Origin of the sequence: Vibrio coralliilyticus ATCC BAA-450, assembly GCF_000176135.1 — a bacterium.
Classification (GTDB): domain Bacteria; phylum Pseudomonadota; class Gammaproteobacteria; order Enterobacterales; family Vibrionaceae; genus Vibrio; species Vibrio coralliilyticus.
In genome coordinates, this window is sequence record NZ_ACZN01000016.1 from 141,502 (window position 1) to 161,404 (window position 19,903).

At 47.6% G+C, this 19,903-nt stretch carries 17 protein-coding genes and 1 pseudogene; 6 read left to right on the forward strand and 12 right to left on the reverse strand.

Features of this window, described 5'->3' with window-relative positions:
* Positions 1–31 precede the first annotated feature (31 nt).
* Positions 32–880 carry an alpha/beta hydrolase gene (locus tag VIC_RS11870; RefSeq protein WP_006960070.1) on the forward strand — a complete coding sequence of 283 codons (849 nt, stop codon included), beginning with the start codon at positions 32–34 and terminating at the stop codon, positions 878–880.
* Positions 881–1,041: 161 nt separating this feature from the next.
* A complete protein-coding gene (locus VIC_RS11875; RefSeq protein WP_006960071.1) occupies positions 1,042–2,430 on the forward strand; it encodes an SLC13 family permease in 1,389 nt (462 codons plus the stop codon).
* Between the two features lie 40 nt (positions 2,431–2,470).
* On the opposite strand, the gene VIC_RS11880 is transcribed toward VIC_RS11875, so the two are convergent.
* From VIC_RS11880 to VIC_RS11890, 3 genes are all read right to left on the reverse strand, one after another.
* Complete coding sequence (locus VIC_RS11880; protein ID WP_006960074.1) at positions 2,471–3,970, reverse strand: sensor histidine kinase; 1,500 nt, start codon at positions 3,968–3,970, stop codon at positions 2,471–2,473.
* A complete protein-coding gene (locus VIC_RS11885; protein WP_006960076.1) occupies positions 3,957–4,655 on the reverse strand; it encodes a response regulator in 699 nt (232 codons plus the stop codon). Before VIC_RS11885 ends, VIC_RS11880 begins: the two co-directional genes overlap by 14 nt.
* A 90-nt stretch (positions 4,656–4,745) precedes the next feature.
* Positions 4,746–5,276 carry a hypothetical protein gene (locus tag VIC_RS11890; RefSeq protein ID WP_006960078.1) on the reverse strand — a complete coding sequence of 177 codons (531 nt, stop codon included), beginning with the start codon at positions 5,274–5,276 and terminating at the stop codon, positions 4,746–4,748.
* Between the two features lie 242 nt (positions 5,277–5,518).
* On the opposite strand from VIC_RS11890, the gene VIC_RS11895 reads away from it, so the two are divergent.
* A complete protein-coding gene (locus VIC_RS11895) occupies positions 5,519–5,770 on the forward strand; it encodes a DUF3081 domain-containing protein (protein ID WP_021458631.1) in 252 nt (83 codons plus the stop codon).
* Between the two features lie 49 nt (positions 5,771–5,819).
* Here VIC_RS11895 and VIC_RS11900 read toward each other — a convergent pair whose 3' ends face one another.
* Complete coding sequence (locus VIC_RS11900) at positions 5,820–6,176, reverse strand: MaoP family protein (protein WP_006960082.1); 357 nt, start codon at positions 6,174–6,176, stop codon at positions 5,820–5,822.
* Between the two features lie 192 nt (positions 6,177–6,368).
* On the opposite strand from VIC_RS11900, the gene VIC_RS11905 reads away from it, so the two are divergent.
* A complete protein-coding gene (locus VIC_RS11905) occupies positions 6,369–7,262 on the forward strand; it encodes a LysR family transcriptional regulator (protein WP_006960083.1) in 894 nt (297 codons plus the stop codon).
* 42 nt (positions 7,263–7,304) lie between these two features.
* Here the strand turns inward: VIC_RS11905 and VIC_RS11910 are convergent.
* From VIC_RS11910 to VIC_RS11920, 3 genes and pseudogenes are all read right to left on the reverse strand, one after another.
* Positions 7,305–7,887, reverse strand: a pseudogene (locus VIC_RS11910) (FMN-dependent NADH-azoreductase).
* A gap of 249 nt (positions 7,888–8,136) precedes the next feature.
* A complete protein-coding gene (locus tag VIC_RS11915) occupies positions 8,137–11,157 on the reverse strand; it encodes an efflux RND transporter permease subunit (protein ID WP_006960085.1) in 3,021 nt (1,006 codons plus the stop codon).
* Between the two features lie 14 nt (positions 11,158–11,171).
* Positions 11,172–11,966 carry an efflux RND transporter periplasmic adaptor subunit gene (locus VIC_RS11920; protein ID WP_006960086.1) on the reverse strand — a complete coding sequence of 265 codons (795 nt, stop codon included), beginning with the start codon at positions 11,964–11,966 and terminating at the stop codon, positions 11,172–11,174.
* Between the two features lie 132 nt (positions 11,967–12,098).
* Here VIC_RS11920 and VIC_RS11925 point away from each other — a divergent pair, with 132 nt between their 5' ends.
* On the forward strand, positions 12,099–12,812 hold the full coding sequence (locus tag VIC_RS11925) for a response regulator transcription factor (RefSeq protein ID WP_006960087.1): 714 nt from the start codon (positions 12,099–12,101) through the stop codon (positions 12,810–12,812).
* Positions 12,809–14,146 carry a sensor histidine kinase gene (locus VIC_RS11930; protein ID WP_006960088.1) on the forward strand — a complete coding sequence of 446 codons (1,338 nt, stop codon included), beginning with the start codon at positions 12,809–12,811 and terminating at the stop codon, positions 14,144–14,146. Before VIC_RS11925 ends, VIC_RS11930 begins: the two co-directional genes overlap by 4 nt.
* Here the strand turns inward: VIC_RS11930 and VIC_RS11935 are convergent.
* The 5 genes from VIC_RS11935 to VIC_RS11955 form a co-directional block, all read right to left on the reverse strand.
* The gene (locus tag VIC_RS11935; protein ID WP_006960089.1) at positions 14,136–15,506 is read right to left on the reverse strand and encodes a DUF1501 domain-containing protein; all 1,371 of its coding nucleotides are present in this window, start codon (positions 15,504–15,506) and stop codon (positions 14,136–14,138) included. The genes VIC_RS11930 and VIC_RS11935 overlap by 11 nt on opposite strands.
* Positions 15,507–15,519: 13 nt before the next feature.
* A complete protein-coding gene (locus VIC_RS11940) occupies positions 15,520–17,313 on the reverse strand; it encodes a DUF1800 domain-containing protein (RefSeq protein ID WP_006960090.1) in 1,794 nt (597 codons plus the stop codon).
* A gap of 83 nt (positions 17,314–17,396) precedes the next feature.
* Complete coding sequence (locus tag VIC_RS26050) at positions 17,397–18,821, reverse strand: sensor histidine kinase (RefSeq protein ID WP_006960091.1); 1,425 nt, start codon at positions 18,819–18,821, stop codon at positions 17,397–17,399.
* Complete coding sequence (locus VIC_RS11950) at positions 18,805–19,476, reverse strand: response regulator transcription factor (RefSeq protein WP_006960092.1); 672 nt, start codon at positions 19,474–19,476, stop codon at positions 18,805–18,807. Before VIC_RS11950 ends, VIC_RS26050 begins: the two co-directional genes overlap by 17 nt.
* Positions 19,477–19,585: 109 nt before the next feature.
* Complete coding sequence (locus VIC_RS11955) at positions 19,586–19,789, reverse strand: hypothetical protein (RefSeq protein ID WP_006960093.1); 204 nt, start codon at positions 19,787–19,789, stop codon at positions 19,586–19,588.
* Between the last annotated feature and the right edge of the window lie 114 nt (positions 19,790–19,903).

Below are 19,903 nucleotides of genomic sequence, written 5' to 3' on the forward strand. Positions count from 1 at the left end.
TAGTGAGGCGAACCCGAAAAGGATAACGACCATGAGTGAGAAGATTTATTTTAATACCTCGAACAAGTTCAGTGTTAAGAAGAGCTTAGTTAACCTGACGACACGCTTGCATCACACGCTGGCACCGAGTCACGCAAAGCAGACGGCTCGCAAATTGCTGCTGACGCCAGCGAGAACGAAACCAAAGAATGCTCAACCGGAAGGCTTAGTCATAGGCGAAGTTCAATCTCAAGAAGGGCCACTTAAGACTTATCAACTCGGTCAAGGCCCGGTTTGGGTGCTCACTCATGGTTGGTCTGGTACAGCGAGCCAGTTCTTCCCTTTGATGGAGCATATCGCTTCACAGGGCTATACTGCACTGGCGTACGATCATCCCGGCCATGGTGAAAGTGGCGGTTTATACGGACATATTCCGGCGTTTGTGCATGGTTTGGAGGCAATTCTTGATAGCGTTGATGAAGTGGCAGGTTTAGTGGGCCACAGTATGGGAACTGCTTCAGCGATTGAGTGCCACCATCAGAAACTGGTCGACAAGCCATTACTGCTTATCGCTCCGGTATTGGATTACCTTGATAACCTGTTTGGCAGCGTCGCTCGCTCAGGCTACTCAATGCGTTTGTTTAGTGCGGTAGTCTCTGAAGTGGAGGAGCAATACCGCTACCCGATTCAGTCGATTGACCCATACAACAAACTGAAATTACGCCAGTCGAAAACCATCATAGTGCATGACGAAGGGGATAAATTTACTAAGTTCTCTGTATCGCAGAAAGCGGCACAGGACATGGAAAATGTCACCTTGGTCGCGACTCAGGGACAAGGCCATGGGCGGGTAATGAAATGCCCTCAAGTCATGCAAAGTTTTGATGAGTTGATTGCGTAATAGACAAATTGGTTATAAATAAAACTCCAGCTATTTCATTGTTTTAACAGGGTTAACCTCGTTTTTGATATGGTTAACAATTTCGAAATGAAAAATATTTCCTCATGAGCTTATGTGGGACCATTTGCATTGCCATCTGGCCCTCATGAGGAAATATAATAATGAATAGAAATGATAGTGTTCCATTGCCCACAAACACTCGGGAGTGGCTGTTAAACCGCAACAGCCTGATTGTTCTTGCCAATGTCGCCTTATTCGCGACCCTCTACTTTACACTGCCCTTCGAACCTCAGGTCGTTCTTGGTCTGAGCATGTTAACGTTTATCGCCATTCTCTGGCTCACTGAAGCACTGCACGTAACCGTTACCGCTATTTTGGTGCCTGTTATGGCCGTTTTGTTTGGTGTGTTTGATACTCAAACGGCCCTAAATAATTTTGCCAATTCCATCATCTTTCTGTTTCTTGGTGGCTTTGCATTGGCTGCAGCGATGCACCGTCAGGGGCTAGATAAAGTCATAGCCGATAAAGTGTTGCTCATCGCTAAAGGAAAGATGAGTGTCGCGGTGTTTATGCTGTTCGGCGTGACTGCTGCGCTGTCAATGTGGATCAGTAATACCGCGACCACTGCGATGATGTTGCCGTTAGTGCTGGGTGTCTTGAGCAAAGTGAATTCCGAAAGTGGCCACAAAACTTATGTGTTTGTCCTGCTCGGGATCGCTTACAGCGCCAGTATCGGCGGAATTGCGACCATCGTTGGCAGCCCACCAAATGCTATAGCGGCGGCAGAAGTGGGGCTGAGCTTTACAGACTGGATGAGTTTTGGCCTGCCGACTGCCATCATCTTGCTGCCTATCGCTGTGGCTGTGTTGTTTATGGTGCTTAAGCCAGACCTGAAAGGTCAGTTTGAACTTAACAATGAACCAGTAAACTGGGACAAAGGCAAAATTGTCACCTTGGGTATTTTTGCTGTAACGGTTTGCCTGTGGATTTTCAGTAAGCCAATCAATGCGTTGATTGGCGGGTATGCTAAGTTCGATACGGTTGTCGCTTTGGGTGCGATTGTTGCGGTTAACTTTGCTCGCGTGGTGCATTGGAAAGACATCGAGAAGACGGCTGACTGGGGCGTATTACTGTTGTTTGGTGGTGGTATTTGTCTTAGCAACGTGCTTAAGGCAACCGGTACCAGCGTTTTCTTAGCCAACGGTTTGAGTGAGTTGATTTCACACCTAGGCATCTTCTTCATCGTTGCGGTGATCGCTGTATTTGTGGTCTTCTTGACAGAGTTTGCCAGTAACACCGCCAGTGCAGCGCTGCTTATTCCCGTATTTGCCAGCGTGGCAGAAGCATTTGGATTATCGCCAGTGGTGCTGTCTGTATTGATCGCCGTGGCGGCCTCTTGTGCCTTTATGTTGCCTGTCGCCACCCCGCCCAATGCCATTGTGTTTGGCTCCGGGCATGTTCAGCAAAGCGAAATGATGCGCGTCGGCCTGATCCTCAATATTGCGTGTATTGTCGCTCTTACCTTTATCGCCATGACGTTCTGGGCGTAATAGAAAAGGGAGCTGTTTAAAGCTCCCTTTTTATCTCTGACTAAGATTTCTTCAACTTAACCTCCACCCTCAGCCCACGCTGGTGGTTGAGAGTCGCGTTACTGAACTTAACTTCACCGGACATCTTTTCTATGGCACTGGTGACGAAACTTAGCCCTAATCCATTGCCCTCTGTTGAGCGGCTCGCTTCCTGCCTGAAGAACTTCTGACCGAGCTTAGTTAAGCTTTGCGCTTCCACACCGCCACCCTGATCGGCAATGGTCAGTAAGATGTGATCATTGTCGGCATAAGTGTTGATTTCAATCGCTCCTCCTATTGGGGAGAATTTTGCTGCGTTATCGATCAGGTTACACAACACCTGAAACAGCAGCTCATCGTTTGCCATGACTTGTAAATCGGACACCAGATTTAGCGTCAGGTTAAGTTGTTTTTCTTCCATAACTGGTTCATACAGCTCGTGAACACTGTTGATGACGGTACAGAGATGATTGGTCTGAAGGTCTAGTGTTTCACTACCTCGTTCAAGACGGTTTATTCGCAGCAGCGTATTAAAGGTGTGGACCAGTTTTCCTAGTGTGACTTCCAAATCAACCAACTGAGGGTTTTCAGCCGCTAACCTTTGCACTTTATTGTACACCGCTGTAATCGGAGTGCGTAAATCATGGGCAATGTTATTGGCTTGCTCGCGAGTGGTATTGACTTGCTCCTCAATGCTATCCAGCATCAAGTTAATCTGTTGGCTGGTTTCTGCTAATGGCCCACTGAGCTGATTGATTTCAATCCGCTGACTGAGACTGTTGGTCTGCTGAATTTTATGGCTGGTGGTATTGATGTCGGTAAGGCGCGCTTTGATGTTACGCAGCATCAGCATGGTGATCAGATAACCCACAATCAGGACGGCCCCTATGCTCATCAATAGCAAATTGATCGTGTTGGTAAAGGAGTCGAAGTAGTCCAAATTCAGCGAGATATACATGACTTGCCACTGTGACTGGTTAGGCAGCAGTAGCATGATTGTCGTGTCGTTGTTGATTGGGTGAGCGAGTTCTGGCTGCTCAATCTCAGGGTCGCTTTGCAGCAGTTCGATCATTTTCCTTTCGGCTTCAGCATCATCTAAGCCACTGAAGGTGATACTAAAACGTACATCCGATAATGAGAGCGCGTCAGCGTCTTCATCATCTGGCAGCATACCGAGATCATCGAGCAGAGAGGCTTCACCTTTGGCAACATCCCAACCTTCTGGAATCAACTCTTCACCGAGCGTGCTGCTGAGTTGCTCATTACTGACTTTGGGGCCAAGCTGATAATAAAACAGGGGGTTGCTCTCTTGCCGAACCAGCTCTTTGAGCACGATAGACTGCCCGTCGTCATACCATAGGTCTTCGACCATTCTGGCTTCTGATTCCAGTAAGGGGTAGGCACCCACATCCAATACCCAGTTGCTGAGCTCATTTTTGGCAAACAGAATGATCAGAATTCCGGCCATTACCAGAACGCCATAAAATGAGATAAATTTCTTAAACGGATCAGTCAGGAACATCGTTTTTTACCTGAAGAATGTAGCCCGCGCCGCGCACGGTGTGGAGAAGAGGAGTGTGGCCATCAAGGTCGATTTTCTTTCTCAGACGACTGATATGAACATCTATGACATTGGTTTGCGGGTCAAAACTGAAGCTCCAGACTTTTTCCAGCAACATGGCTCGGGTGATGACTCGCCCTGCATTGTTCATCAGGTACTGGAGGATCTGAAACTCGCGATTGTTAAAGCTAATCACAGTGTCGCCGCGTTTTGCCTGACGGGACAACAGATCCAACTCCAAATCGTCAATCACTAAAACCTGGCTATCGGTTTTGTCAGAGTTGCTATTGGCTCTTAAGGCAAGTAGTTCAACCCTAGCCAGTAGCTCTGAAAAGGCGAACGGCTTGACTAGATAATCGTCGCAGCCGTTGCGCAGCCCGTTGACACGTTCTTCGACACTGTCTAAAGCGCTGAGAATTAGAATAGGTGTCTCTTTACCACTGGAGCGAATCGCTTTCACCATTTGTAAGCCATCAACTTCTGGCATCATACGGTCAGTGATGATGACGTCGTAGTCAGACTGCATGACACTGATCAGGCCCAGTTTGCCATTCTCGACAACGTCTATCTGATGACCGCTTTGGCTAAAGCTCTGACGCAAAAAGTCAGCCTGCTCCTGATTGTCTTCAACGAGTAATAGTTTCATCTATGGATATACCCACTGCTTTGCCCTGACGATGGCCAGGGCGTTAGATATCATCGACTTAATATACGCTGATGATGAGATAATCTTAAATTATAGTTCTGCCATGTTGTGCATTTCGACATCCTCGTTATACATTTCCATGTCTTCAAAGGACTCTTGGTAAATGGAGGTGACTTTTAGAGTGTTGCCGTCGATCTGCAGCATCGTTGCTTCCTCAGCGTAAGATTTGTCCATCAGCATCACTTGATAAACGACACCGACCGGCTGATATTCTTTAAACGCTTCGCCAACCTGTCCACGAAAGTTGTTCTCAACAAATGTCAGCACGTCCAAAAGGCTGTATTTGGTTGAGCTGGTGTCGACGACTTGGCTTGCACCACCCTGACCGTCGAGTTTGACCAATTGTGGTGGATTGGCTTCTTCGACTTGAGCAATGTATTGATCTTTACCATTTTCATCGACTGCCAAAGCGATGTACTCATATTTGGCTGGGTATTCACGTTTGATTTGTTGCAGTGCTTCGACCGCGCTGAGGGCTGGACCGCTTTGGCTCTCGCTTGCGATCGCTGGCGTTATCATAGTGAGTGAAAGGCAAATGAAAGCAATGGATGATTTAAACATAGTGTAATCCTCGATCTGTAAGGGATGTTGTGTTGACCCAAACAAGATTACGTGACGGAACTAAATCCCTTCTGACCTGAACATTACAAATAATTCATCTAACTGTTCATGCGGGCGATGAATGTTTTTGGGGTATACAGTGAAAGAAAAGTTGCCTAACTTTTGACCTTGCTCAAAGTATGTTATGGCGAAAAATAGACGTGCTACTCATACTTAAGAGGTATAAACACGGAGTGCAAGTGATGAAAAACGAACTCGACCCGACCAAAGTACTTCACGCGTATGAGACGGTGATGGCAAACGGGACGCCGACTGAATACGGCAAGATGTATGAAGGGGTAGAAGCCTTCTCGGACTATGACGGATACAGTGTGTATCTACGTGGTAACGGCGTTGAGCTTAAGATCGGTTTCCACAATACCTATCATCTGGAGTACGATCAGGAGCATCTGCGTGATACTTTTCTGAAGAAAGTCGCGACCCTAGCGAAGTAATGCATTCGCGATATGAAAAGCCCCGTGATACGGGGCTTTGTCTTTGTTACTAATCTTCTTCGGCCAAGCTAACATCTTCAGAATAGTCTTCAATGGCGTCTGGCTTATTGCGACCATTAAGGGTATGAAAACGCTTACGACCACGCGCTAACTGCACATACTTCAGCCAGACTCGCTCCAGTTTTGATTTCGCTTTACCTGGATTTTCTATCACCTTAATGAAGTGCTTTTCCTCGGCATTTTCCGGTTCAAGTATCCGCATCTCCAAACCCTGCATCGTATCCCCATAAAGCGTTAGGATTTCCTCTTCTGCAAGCGTAAAATCCCCGGACTTGGCAAAGCCGCGTGGGAATTTGGTGTTGTCATAAAAACGTTTTTTGCCGTGACGAAATAGAGTGTCAGACATTTTGATAGCCTCTATAAACCTACTTGGTTGAACTAAAACGAAAAGTAGGCGTAAATTTAACAAAAGAAAAACAAAACCTTTTTATCGTCTCAATTAAACACTTTTATGAAGGTTAGATAACAGTTTGTTTAACGGGAAAATAAGTGAAACCCATTATTGTTATCCTTTAATGCTCTTTACTGAGGTATTTCGATGGACGTCAAAGTCTTCAAAACATTTTTAGAACTGGCCAATGTGCGTCACTTCGGGCGTGCGGCGGAGAACCTATACATCACTCAGGCTGCTGTGAGTGCGCGAATTAAGCAACTGGAAAGCTATTTTGATACCCAGTTGTTTATTCGTGACAGGAACAATATCAAACTGACGTCGTCTGGTGAACGTTTGGTGAGTTACGCCGAAGTCATGGTGGCGACCCTTCAACAAGCAAAGTTGGAGTTGTCTTTGGAAAGTGGTAAAGCGTTACAACTTACGATGGGCGGAACGCCAAATGTCTGGGATGCCTATTTGCAAAACTGCCTGAGCATTGTGACGGATTCGTTTGGTGGTTACGGGTTTATGGCTGAAGTGATGGGGCGAGAAGCGCTGAATCGCAGCTTGCAGGAGAGAACACTGGATATGGCGTTCGCGTTTGATCAGATTAAAGCAGACGAACTGCACTGTAAAAAGGTGGCTGATATCGTTTTGGTTCTGGTTTCAACAGAAGAGCATACGCTAGAGAGTGTATTTGAGGATAAGTATGCTTATGTTGATTGGGGAACCAAGTTTGCATCTGAACATGCTGAGCGACATCCGAAAATTCCAGCACCTTATTTGAGAACCTCGACTGCACGTATTGCCATGGACTTCATTCTTGAAAAGGGAGGAAGTGCTTACTTACCTACATCACTAGTGGAACCGTTTATTGCCAGTGGGCAGCTGTTTAAAGTGGTGGGTGTTGAGGACTGGCACCGACCCATTTACTTAAGTTACCGCAAGGCGAGCTCTTCGGTTGAAGCGATTGAGCAGGTGGAGGAGTTGGTGAAAGACATTGACCCGATTACCGCGTACTCATTACAACAAATGGCGGATTTGTCATTAGATGAATAAACAAAAAAGCCCTCGGTGTGCCGAGGGCTTTACTAAATCGGGTTAAACCAATTCAGCCAACTGCTTCAGTGCATCTTCACGGGCTACGGCTGCGGCATCTTCACCCATGTTCAGGGCCTCTGCGTAGACAAACTCAACGTCAGTAATGCCAATGAAACCTAGCATTGTCGTCAGGTAGCTTTCGATTGAGTTACGTGGCGAGTCTTTGTGCAAGCCACCACGTGTAGTCACGACGATCACTTTCTTGTTTTCGATTAAACCAACCGGGCCTGTCTCAGTGTAAGAGAAGGTCACGCCAGCACGAGCAATTAGGTCAAACCAGTTTTTAAGCTGAGTCGGTACCATGAAGTTGTACATAGGTGCACCGATGACAATGGTATCTGCTGCTTTTAGCTCATCAATCAGTTGGTTAGATAGTTCTAATACCGCTTTAAGATCATCTGATAGGTCATTGCCGTCACTGCGCAGTGCTGTGGCGACATTCATATCAAGCACGGGTAAAGGTGTCGCGGCTAGGTCGCGCTCAATAATGCCCGATTTGCCTTCAAGAGCGTGATCGATCAGCTGGGTTCGATTGAGAGTGAGGGCCCAGAATGCTGGATTTAAGAACAAGTGTATTCGTCATAATCATGTTTCTCTGTCTAGTCAGGCTGGATTCAATCGAGCCTTTGTGTCTGTTGCAACTGAGTTTAGGTTTAACGGAGGCGAGAAAAAATCCACTCTCTTCGAGGGAGATATTCGAAATTTTTGAATGACTTTGTTTGATGTGTAAAGCGGCTCACCTTGAGACTAGCCCAGATGAAAATATTCAGCCTGAGCCCCATGGCAGTGGTCAAAGTGAGCCTTATTCTTAGCTATTTTCTTGGTTACCTTATTATTCTGCGAGGGTTTGCTTTCGAGCGAAACATAACGCGTAAAGCGCTGGGACAACAATCAATACCACGGGCAATGAGAACAATAAGCCATAGCCGAGTGTGAGTGACATTGGCCCCATGTAAACATCAGTTCCGCCCAGCCCATACGCCAATGGTAATAGGCCAGCTACCGTGGTGATGGAGGTGAGCAAAATCGGGCGCAGTCGACTCACTGACGCTTCAACCACTGCATTGAGGGCCGCAAGCCCTTCTGCTCTGAGTTCGTTGATGCGGTTAATCAGAACCAACGAGTTATTAACCACAACGCCTGTCATACCCAGTACTCCGATCAAAGCGAACATAGACAGAGGTTGCAGGTGAACCACCAACGCCATTAATGCAGCAACGACCGCAAAAGGGATCACCGACATCACCAGCAATGGCTGTAGCAGTGAATTGAACATGATCGCTAAGACGAAATAGATCGCGACGATAGCTGCGGGGAAGGCGACAACAAAGCCACTCATGGTTTCGTTAGTGCTTTCCGCTTCACCACCGACATCAATTGTGATGCTCGATGCGTATTTGCCATTTAGATCACTCAGAAGCTGATTCGAGAGTGCGACAGGGCTGACGTCGTCGCTGGTGATTTGCGCAGTGACCGTGACTTCACGTTCACCATTGTAGTGCTTAATCAATCGCGGTGCCTCAATCTGCTCAACCGTCGCCAATCGGCTGAGTGGAACTCGGTCACCATCGGTGGTGTAGATTTTGGTCGTACTCAACTTTTCTATATCTCGATATGGAGCATCAAGTAAAAGTCGGATGTCGACTTCCTGATCGCCGAGCCAGGTTGATGTGACGCTATCACCATCAAATGCTAGGCGTAGTGTGTTGGCTAAGTCAGACACGGTCAGATTGTAGGTCGCGAGCCAGTCGTATTGCGGCACTATATTTAGCTGCGGATCTTTGAGGGCTTCATTATTGGTGATGTCTGCAACGCCGTTTTGCTGTTCTAACCATTGGCTGACCAGTTCGACGGCCTGATCACGTTCACTGGTGGTGCCGCCAAGAACACGGATTTCGACTGGCTCTCCCGGAGGTGGCCCGCCTGCATCAATGGAGAATTTAACGAACAAGCCCTTTTTCTTCATTTCCAACTGATGATTGAGATCTTCAATGATCTGAGCTGCACTGCGCTCGCGCTGATCATAGCTGGTCAGTGTGACAACGCCTTCACTGACTGGTGTTTCGTAGGTCATATCCCAGGAAACCAGTTCGCTGTCAGGCAGAGAAGTGATGGCTTGCTCAACGGCGCTGTGGGCTTCACGCACTTTGTCGAGAGGTGTGCCCGGTTCGATTTCTGTATAAATCTCGATGTATTTCGCTGATTCCGAAGGGAAAATATCTAGCTTCAAGGTGCTGATTAACCCTAGTGAGCCAACACAGCACACAATGGCCACAAGCAAGACCGTTTTCTTGAATTTCAGACAACGTGTGAGAAGTGCGGTGTAAAATACGCTAATAGCGGCGAAGCGGTCAGGTTTGTCGTTGCCTTCTTTACTTTCTAATGAGCCAGATAAATGCGCGGGCAGGGTAAAGGTACATTCCGCCATGGAAAACAGCAGCGCTGCAATCACGGTGATTGGAATCACCAAGACCGCCTTACCCATCACGCCGGGGATAAAGGCCATCGGGATAAAGACCAGAGCGGTTGTGGTTAAGCTGGCAATGATGGGTTTCATTACCTTTTTGGTGCCTGAGATTGCGGCCTCGACGCCTTTTTTCCCTTTTTCTCTTTCCTGATAAATACTTTCTGCCACCACGACGGAGTCATCGACAATAATGCCGACAACCAACAGCAGTGCGGCTAACGTGATACTGTCTAAGTTAAGCCCGATGACAGGCAACACCATCATCACGCCAAACACACAGAATGGAATCGACACCGACACCCAGAACGCGATTTGACGCTTAAGAATCAGGCTTAAGACGAGTAAAACCAGCACCAGTCCGATCCCGCCATTGGTGGCGACAATCGAAAATTTATCGTTCATGTCATCGGCAATGTTCTCACTGATCTCGAACTGGAACTGACCGTTAAGACGCGTTTGCTCTTTCTCTAACAGTGCTTTGACGTTCTCAACCGTGGCAATGATATCGGCATTGCTGCTGTTGGTGACGGAGAAAATAATCGCATCTGAGCCGTTGACTGTGCCCTTCTGTGTAGCTTTGGCAAAGGTATCAATCACAGTGGCGACATCTCCAACTTTGACTATGGTGCCGTTGCTGAGGCTTTTGACCACTATATCGCTGATGTCTTGTGCGGTTTGTACTTGTGTCATGGTGACGATTTTTTGCTCTCGACTCCAAGACTCCACCACACCACCGGATTGGGACAGGTTGTGCAGCTCTACAGCCTGACTGAGATCGTCAAACGTCACCTGATAGCGGCTGGATTTTTCAGGATCAATCTGAACCCAGAACTCACGCTCGTTATAGCCAAACATTGTCACTTTACCGACGCCGGACACATTGTTGAGGCTCTTTTCTAGCTGGTAAGCGTAATTCTGTAGCTGCGCCTCATCGTCTTCTGGGTTCGATAATCCAACGCCAAAGCGCAATATGTCGAGTGAGGATGTTTGCATCTGAGTGACGACCGGAGGATTGGTGATGTCTTCCGGTAACCCTTCAACTCGGTCAACCGCTTGCTGAATGTCGCGCAGAATGCGAGCAGCGTCTTCGCCGGGCAAGAATTCTACTTCTATCGCCGACACACCATCCGTCGACTGGGAGGAAAAATACTTGATACCTTCAACACTACGCAGTTCTTTTTCTATCGGATTGGTAATGTTGAGCTCAACATCCTGAGCGGTGGAGACTGGGTAAAAGGTTTCTATGTCCGCTGAGTCAAAAGCGATATCAGGGTACTCTTGGAGTTTAAGAGTATAGAGAGAAGCGGCTCCGGCCAGCATCACCATGATGGTAATGATGCGGGCTAAAAACTGGCGCGTGGCAAAGTAAGCAATCAGTGATTCCATTGTTCCTCCCGATCTTAATCTTGCGCGTTAGCGCTGATTGAGTTTGATGGAAGTGAAGTCGTTGCGTAGACAGACATGCCTGGCTTGAGGTGGAAACCCGGATTGTCGACTTCAATTTCAATCGGATAGGCGCGGGTTTCGGTATCCATTTCCACCCCGATGCGTTTAATGGTGGACTGGATGCGGTTGCCCGGTAATGTTTCGGTCCAGACTTCAATGGGTTGCCCGACATTGAGCTCTTTCATATCGTGCTCACTGGCAAGCAAGCGTATGGTCAAGGTATCAATATTGACCAGTTGATAGAGTAGGTCGCCCTGACTGACCCAATCACCAGATTCTGCGCTCCGGCTGACGACAAAACCTTCGATGTTTGACGTTATTTTGGTGTCACTCAGATCTTGTTCCGCTTCTTCAAGCTCGATCTTAGCCAGATCGACATTGGCTCTGGCATTGAGGTATTCCGCTTTGGCGATATCCAACTCGTTGGCAGATAGGCTTTTTTTGCTGACCAGCTCCTGATAACGTTCAAACGTGGCTTTGGTCAGTTGCAGATTGGCTTGGGCTAACTCTAGGCTGGCTTTCTTTTTGGCTACTTCAAAGCGAAAATCCTGCACTTTGATTCTGGCTAGAACCTGATTTTTGCTAATTAAGTCACCCAGTTCGAGCAGTGCAGACTCCACCACACCGTCGACTTCAGCAACGATGCTTTGTCTGTGTTTGCTTTGCACCTGACCAATCAACTCAATGGCGAGAGCGGGTCCGGTAATGAGAATGCCTGCGATGGCGAGAATCGATAGTTTTATGTTCATGGTGGTCTCCCCGTGTTCTATGACAGAAAGTCTGAATTTGGGGATGTCGACTTTTTGTCGAAATGTATTCGACAGCACTGAGATTCTCTTTCACACTCAATTTGACATTTTTTCGACAAGAGCGATTTCACCATGAATGAAACACCATCATCGGAGCTGGATATGCTAGTAGATAGTCGAATTCTGGTCGTCGAAGATAACGAGGAGTTGCAGGGGATTCTGGCTGATTTTCTCGAAGTGAAAGGGGCTGAAGTCGATTTTGCCAGTAACGGCTTGTTAGGGCTTAATCTTGCGTTAAAGCATGAATTTGACGCGATTATTCTTGATGTGATGATGCCGAAAAAAGACGGGATGCAAGTTGCCAAAGAGTTGAGAGACAATGGAATCACTACGCCAATTTTGATGCTGACCGCACTCAATGGGCAGCAAGACTTGCTGGCCGGATTTGAATCTGGTGTCGATGACTTCGTCAGTAAACCATTTCAGTTTCCAGAGTTGGAAGTCAGGTTAATATCGCTGATCAAACGTTATAAAGGCAATGTTACCCGTACACGCTTAAACTACGGCGATCTGTCGATTGAAGAAAAGACCCATCGAGTTACCCGCCTTGGTATCGAGCTTGACCTGACACCGGCAACCTATCAAATCTTGCTGATGCTGGTGAAAGCCAAAGGAGAAGTAGTATCTCGTGACTCGTTGATTCAGCAATTGTGGGGGGAAGACGCGCCAGACAAAGATATTCTGCGCAGTCATATCTATCTACTGAGAAATGTACTGGATAAACCGTTTGACTACCCTATGTTGGTCACCGTACCTAAGTTTGGGTTTAAGTTGGTGGCACAATGACTTGGAGAAATAAATGGCGCCAAAAGCGTCACGGAAATTCGATTGAGAGTGTGAAATTCCGCTTGATGATTCACTTTTCAGCGATTGCGCTGACCACATCGTTTTTGGTCTTTTTTGCTTTCTCGATTGGTTTGGTACTGCAAGAAGAAGAACAGCTTGAAGATCACCTCCGCTCTTTTCAGCAAGTCGCGATAAAGCACTATCAGCTGGAACAGGTGCCTATGTCCTACCTCAGCAAACATGTGATTGCCTATTATGGAGAAAGCTATCTGAGTAACGCGGTGAAAAGAATGAAGCCTTTCGCGCCGAATCAGGTTAAACGCGATTACCACATCAATGAAGTCAAGCGGGATATCAAACCGAATATTCCCGACTTTCTATTAGATTCCTATGACCTTCACGGTTACGTCGCTTTTTACTTTGAGTTTGAATATCAAGGGGCGGTAATTCCGACCTATCTTGCTATTGATTCTTTTGCCCTCGACTTTGGCGATGATAACTGGGATACGCTGATGGGTATCTCAATGCTGCTGATGGTTTTTTTACTTTTAGTGCTGAAAGCATCTCTGAAGCGAGTATTTGCTGGGTTGATGTCGCCCATCTCGACGTTGTCTGAGCAATTAGCAGAGAAAAAGGAGCAAGATTTTGATGTACCTGAACAGGCGATTGATGAAATCAAGCAACTGACTCGCCATCTTAACGGTTACAAACAAAAGAAAGAGCGCTTAGCAAAGCAGGAACTGATGTTTGCCAAATATGCCAGTCATGAATTAAAAACACCCATTTCAGTGGTGCTTGGCGCAGCAAACCTGCAAAACATGAAATCCGATACCGATTTTCAGGCGAGGCAGCGAGAGCGTATTCTGAAAGCGGCGACTGGAATGCAGGAAACGGTGGAAGTGCTGCTTAACATCGTTAAGCAGGAAAATGCCAATCGCAACGATCAGTATTTCGATGTGGTTGAGAAAGATATTGTGATGGAGCGTTATCGCCAAAAACTGCAACCGGGCGTCGATCTGACTCTGGAGATCGAAACCGGGTGCCAGATAAATCTTCCGATGAGTGTATTGAATATGGTTTTAAAAAACCTGATTGAAAACGCGCTGAGGTTTACCGAGCAGGGCGAGATTAGTGTTACCATTGATTCACACTCGATAAAAGTGACCGATACTGGGTCTGGCTTGAGTGATAAGCCTGAAACAGAGCATGGTTTAGGGTTGTTGATTGTTAACCGTATCTGCCAGAGTTATGGCTGGAAGTTTGAATTGCAAGACAGCCCAAAACAGCAGGGCTGCCTTGCTCAAATGACCTTTACTGGGCACTTTAACTCTTAAATAAGCCGTTAATCTTAGTAAAGTTTTTCAGGTTAGGGAAAATCTCTGATAGCGCGCTGTCCGATGCTCCCAACCAACTTCCGAGCGCTGCGGCGTACTGGTCAACGGAAGTCGTTGGAATTAGCCTGCCGTTGCCCGCATCTTGGTTATGTCCGAACGTCGGGGGTGGCATAGCCCCGATGATTTGACGACCTTGCACCGCGCCACCAATCACAAAGTGATGGCCGCCCCAGCCGTGGTCCGTGCCATCGTCATTGACGGCCAAGGTTCGACCAAAATCTGAGGCCGTAAATAGGGTGACTTGATTCTCTAGCCCGAGCTCTCGCAGTGCGGAATAAAATGAGGTGATCGCTGCACTCATTTGCTGTTGTAACTGTGGCAGGGTCGTCGCTTGATTGGAGTGAGTATCAAAGCCCCCTAAATCAACCGAAAAGATCTGACGCGCCACACCCAGTTGATGCCGCGCAGCCATCGTATTGGCAACGCTCCACAGTTGGCTGCCCAGCTCTGTTTGAGGAAATTTAGTCGCAATGCGGACACCACCAGTGGCACGGTTGTAGCTTTGGTTGGCATCAAAGGACTGCATCATTTTACGAGCTAGATCCTGTTGAATGGGTTTTGATGAAACATAGTGGGAGGAACGAAAATGTCGCAGAAGGTGCGCTCTCAGTTCGCCATCGGCTTCTTCCAGTATGTAAGGTTGCCTTGCTTGCCCACCCTCTACTCGGTAGGGGTAGCTGCGGGCTCCGGTTAACAACAGCTCACCAGACCCAGTTGAAATGTTATTGAATGGCGTGTCTGGCGAGTGACCACTTCGGGCCAGAGCATCACTAAGACGGCCTCCCCATCCGTAGCGAGCACCTTCTGGAAGCCCCGACATCCATGTAGATTGCTGGTCATTGTGAGAAAACAGTCGAGCGGGTTGAATGTTTGGAACGCTGTCATAGTTGCTGGCATTGGTCGGCCGAATTAAAGGGCCTACATTCGCAATCACCGCGGCGTGTCCTTGCTCGTATAGCGAGTGAATACCGGATAATTCTGGGGGGAGCGCATATTGCTGCTGGCCTTCAGTACCGCTGAGTCGATTAAGGTCTTCTCTGGCACGTTTCGTTTTGCTGTTCAGTAAAGGCCGGCGTACTTTAGCCCATCGCTCATAGTTTGGTGCGTCGTAAGGAATCACAGTATCGTGGTTATCCATTCCCCCGTAGAGGAACATACACACCAAGGCTTTGTACTCGCTGGGCGTGTCAGCTTTTGCCACAGAGCTGTTTAGTGACGACAGTAGCCCAGCAAATGAAGCCATACATGGGGTCATAGTCGCTGCTGCTATACCGCCTTTTAAGAATTTTCTACGGTTCATAATCCGTTACTCCTCAGTACTGAAATAGGTAGTCCGGTGACGTCATGACCATTAGGATGGCAAGCTGGACTCGCAGTAAGCGATCCTCGTTTGAGTCGAGTTCGTTGATGCTAGTGGCAATAGAGCGCTTAGTATCGGTCGACAGGCGGTTACCGGTCAGAAGCAGGTCTAAGTGTTGGACCAGTTTGTCGGGGTGGCGAGCAAGTTGATACTCGTATTGATAGCGAGCGTGAAAACTCTGTTTTACTTGTGAGCGGCTGACCTTTTTGCCTTCTTCAGCCAGCTCAGCCTGCGCGTCGTCGATATCTTCCTCTACCATATTGTTGAAAATAAAATGAGTGAGAAAATTGCTGTAACCGGGAAGGCTGGAGGCATTAATTAGTTGCATTTCCGGAGCGGTTAAGCCCATATCGGCACTGTGACTGCCCGGAGGGACATAGCCGGGGCGGAAGTAGTTAAATACCGAAGGCGAACGATAAGGGTGTTGAGAGAGCGCGTCTGCACTGTCGGTTGACCAGAGGTCGAGCTTAAATTGAGGAGTGACTTTTCTTATCTCAAAAGCTCGGGCCCATTGCGTGAAAGTGAGTATGGGTTCCCTCAGTTTGCCATATTGAGAAGTAGGATCTTGGCGTGTTTCAGGGTCAAATAGGATAGCCGCCAATGTTGCTCCTAAGTCGCCTCGTTGCCGAGTGCCAACGACTTGCCCATTTGGTAAGGTGTACCAACCCGCATCAAAGCTGTCGGCAACCCGCTTAACGTAAGCTGGGGATGGGTTACTGGAGGTCAATCGTTTGATTAGTTGAGTACTGAAAAATGGTGCAACATTTGGGTGAGCGAAGATATGATCGAGTGCTTGCTGAATCGTTTGTCTGGCGGGAGTATTGGCCGCGAGGGTTTTTCCTAGAAAGTGTTTTTCTGCCTGAGAGTGATCCCCAGTGCGAATGATCATTGGTTTGAGCGCTGCGTCCATCCATGCATCGTGGCGTTCATCTTCATCGAGCGCTGCTGGCACGTCGAGGTCAAAGCCCGTAAACACTTTGGCTAGGCCGGTAATGTCCCGATTGTTGTAGGCTTCGATAGGCTTTCCCTGACTGTCAGTCTTCTGCGTCCCATCCTGATTGAGTAAGGTGACGCCAATACTGAACAGTTGCAATAGCTCACGAGCATAGTTTTCGTCTGGTACTCTCCCTGTTGCTGGGTCTGCTTTTTTGCTGCCTATATACGTTAGGTAGTAGCCCATGGTGGCGGAATAGGTAATGTCGTCCAATAGCGTTCGATAGTTGCCGAAAGCGTGTTTAATCAGCAAATCCTGATAGCGGGCAATTGCGGTTGGCGTTTCAGCAAGCACCTCGCCCCCTTTCGTCGAAATGACAAAAATCTCAGACAGCGCAAAGGCCATGCGTTGTCGAAGCTGATCATTGCCAGCAATCGCATTCGTCCAGAAACCAAACGTAGGTGATTCAAACACAAAAGCGCTCAACTCGTCTTCTGAGTCTCGGTCGGCTTGTGCCAGTTCAGTCTGAACATAGGGCATCAGATAACTTGGGCGCTCATCGAGCTGATTTAGGAACCACTGCGACTGCCCAAGCTGGCATAAACGGGCCACTTCGGTGCGGTTTGCGCCAAACGTTGATTGATTCAGAAAACGCACCTGGTGCGAGGTATCGGAATTCTGGCAATGCCAGTTTTGCTGAGTGTTCGTTGATAGCGCGCCCTCGTTTGCTTGTTCATCCTCTGAACTCTGACAAGCAGCCGTCAGTAATACGTTCAGTAACAGTATTACCGATAACTTGTAATTCAATGGCATGGCCAATACTCCTTTCCATAAGGCTTGAAAGGAGTATATGTATCTGGCGTGCTAGCGCGGTTTACATATCAGGGCAGCTAACCTTACAAATTTGTATGGTTAGTGAAAAACTGAATATTAAACACTGTTCCTTGAGTCTCGGGTAACAAAGTAATGGAGGCGCCATGAAGATGAGCGATACTCTGAACCAAGCTCAACCCGAGACCATTGCTGGCGTTACTTCGGCTGGTGTCGGCGGTGTAGAAGCGTTCGAAAATTCTTGCTTGGTGCTGAGAGGCGATACCCGGGCCATCGTCTCCCAGTTGCAGAGTTAAACCTGATTCAGAAGGCTGTAAGTGCACCCATATTTTGCCACTTTCTTGGCTGTACTTGAGGTTGTTTTCAAACAGATTAATGATCATCTGGCTCAGCAGTTCATTATCCCCAGAAAGCATTATTCCGGGCACGATAGCACTGGTGAGCTGTAAGTGATGATCTTCAAAGACAGGCTGATAACTCTCCACCAGATCCTCAACAAGCTCGGACAAATTGATGGGTGTGAAATGCGCTTTCCGCTTGCCTGATTCAATTTCGCTCAGGCGCAGCAAACTGTTAAACGTTTTAAGCATCTCTGCGACTTGAGCTTGGGCTTTCTCGATGTGTTGCTCTGAGTGGTCATTATCCATTGCCATCAGCTGGAGCTGATTGGCTAACCGGGTAAGCGGTGTTTTCAAATCATGGGCGATACCCACCGTCACGTCTTCGATATTGGTGTGGAGGTTTTCGATTCTTTCCAACATATGGTTGATGTTTTCTGAAAGGCGATCAAACTCATCGGCATGAATGGATAAAGGAACTCGTTGGCTAAGATTGGTGGCGCCGATGGACTCTAATTCGTCCGACAATAGATCAAGACGCTGATACACTTTGCGGCTCAGCAGGTAGGCAATCAGGACAGACAAGGGCAGAGCGGTCAGGCAGACCCAGAGTAACCCACTCGACAGTGTGTTGAAGATGGATTGGTAATCGTAACTCTCGCTGGTGGCAACGATCAGTGTGACATCTTGGTCCAGATCTTGGCGCAAAGTTCTGACCTGATACGTTTCTTCGTATGGTTGATCCTCTTCGTCATAGTGAGTGATCTCAAGAGGCTGCCAGTTCCAACCCGGAAGCGCTTGGTGGAGAGGTTCAAAACCGTAACTTTGGTCGCCGAATTTAAGGTACATCACATAGAGATTACGTTCCATCCGGTTGTGCCAAAAGTCAGGCTCGTTAATTTCCTCAATTTCCAGCCCCAACTCTTCGATTAGCCAGTCTATGCCATTGTCACTGATTTCTTCCGCCAGCCAATGGAACGTGTCGCGTTGTTCTTGCTTGTCGATCTGATTGGTGCTGTACAGGAAGGTTCCACCAACTACCCCTAACAAAATCAACGCCGACACAAAAAACAGCGCAGAGGAAATCAGCGTATATTTAAAAATGGACGAACGCCAAAGTGTGGTTGGGTTGGTATTAGAACGAGAGGACATAGCCAGCCCCGCGTACCGTTTTGATCAGTTCCGTATTGAATGCCTTATCGACTTTGTTTCTCAGGCGACTTACGTGGGTCTGAACCAGACTGGTATTGGGGTCAAACTGAAAGCCCCAAACCTGCTCCAGCAGCATGGTTCGGGTTACCAACTCACCTTGATTAACCATCAGCAATTCCAGAATTTGGTATTCACGGGGCAACAGGTCTACTTCTGTGCCTGAATGGGTCACTTTGCGACTGAGCTTATCTAGCGTGAGTGGGCCGGCGGTTAACTGAGTTGAGGCTTGACTGACTGGCTGGCGCCTCGCTAAAGCTTTGACTCGCGCGTTTAATTCTTCGAAGGCAAAAGGTTTGACCATGTAGTCGTCGGCACCGGCTTCGAGGCCAGCGACTCGATCACCAATACTGTCTTTAGCGGTGAGAATGAGAATGGGAGAGTGTACTTGGCTTTGCCTGAGTACGCGTATCGCGTCGATACCATCCATGCTGGGAAGCATGCGGTCAAAAATGATAACGTCGAAAGACTCGCTCGCGGCGCGAACGAGTCCAGTTTTCGCATCAGGTTCGTGACAAAGAGAATGGCCTTGTTCTGTTAAGCCTTTATGTATGAACTCAGCAATCTCTGCGTCATCTTCAACCAGCAGCAATTTCATGCTTTATGTATCCTTCCAGTTCACTGTTTACATAAATTGAATCAATGAATGAAGGATACGTCCACTTCTTTGTCTGATTGAATGAGTGTTCCTGAAGTGAAGTTGTGTATTACAAGTCCATCAGGCTTTCAATTGACTCCTCAATCGATAGATTATGGTAGGAGCGAATGGTCTGACCATCAGTCGCATCAATCAATATATTGTTGATACCTGACTGACCATGTTGTTCAATGACGCTGAGGCTTTGTTCGACGTTGTCATACGTAAGGGTGAGATTATCTTTTAGCACTATCGTGCATGTGTGCAGGTTCATAGCCAACTTCCTTATTATTTGTATCATCTGCATTTTAACTCTAGAAGAGTTTAAACTGATAGCAAATTCGATTAACTTCCGAAAATGGCTAGTATTAAAAAGTGAGCCGATTAG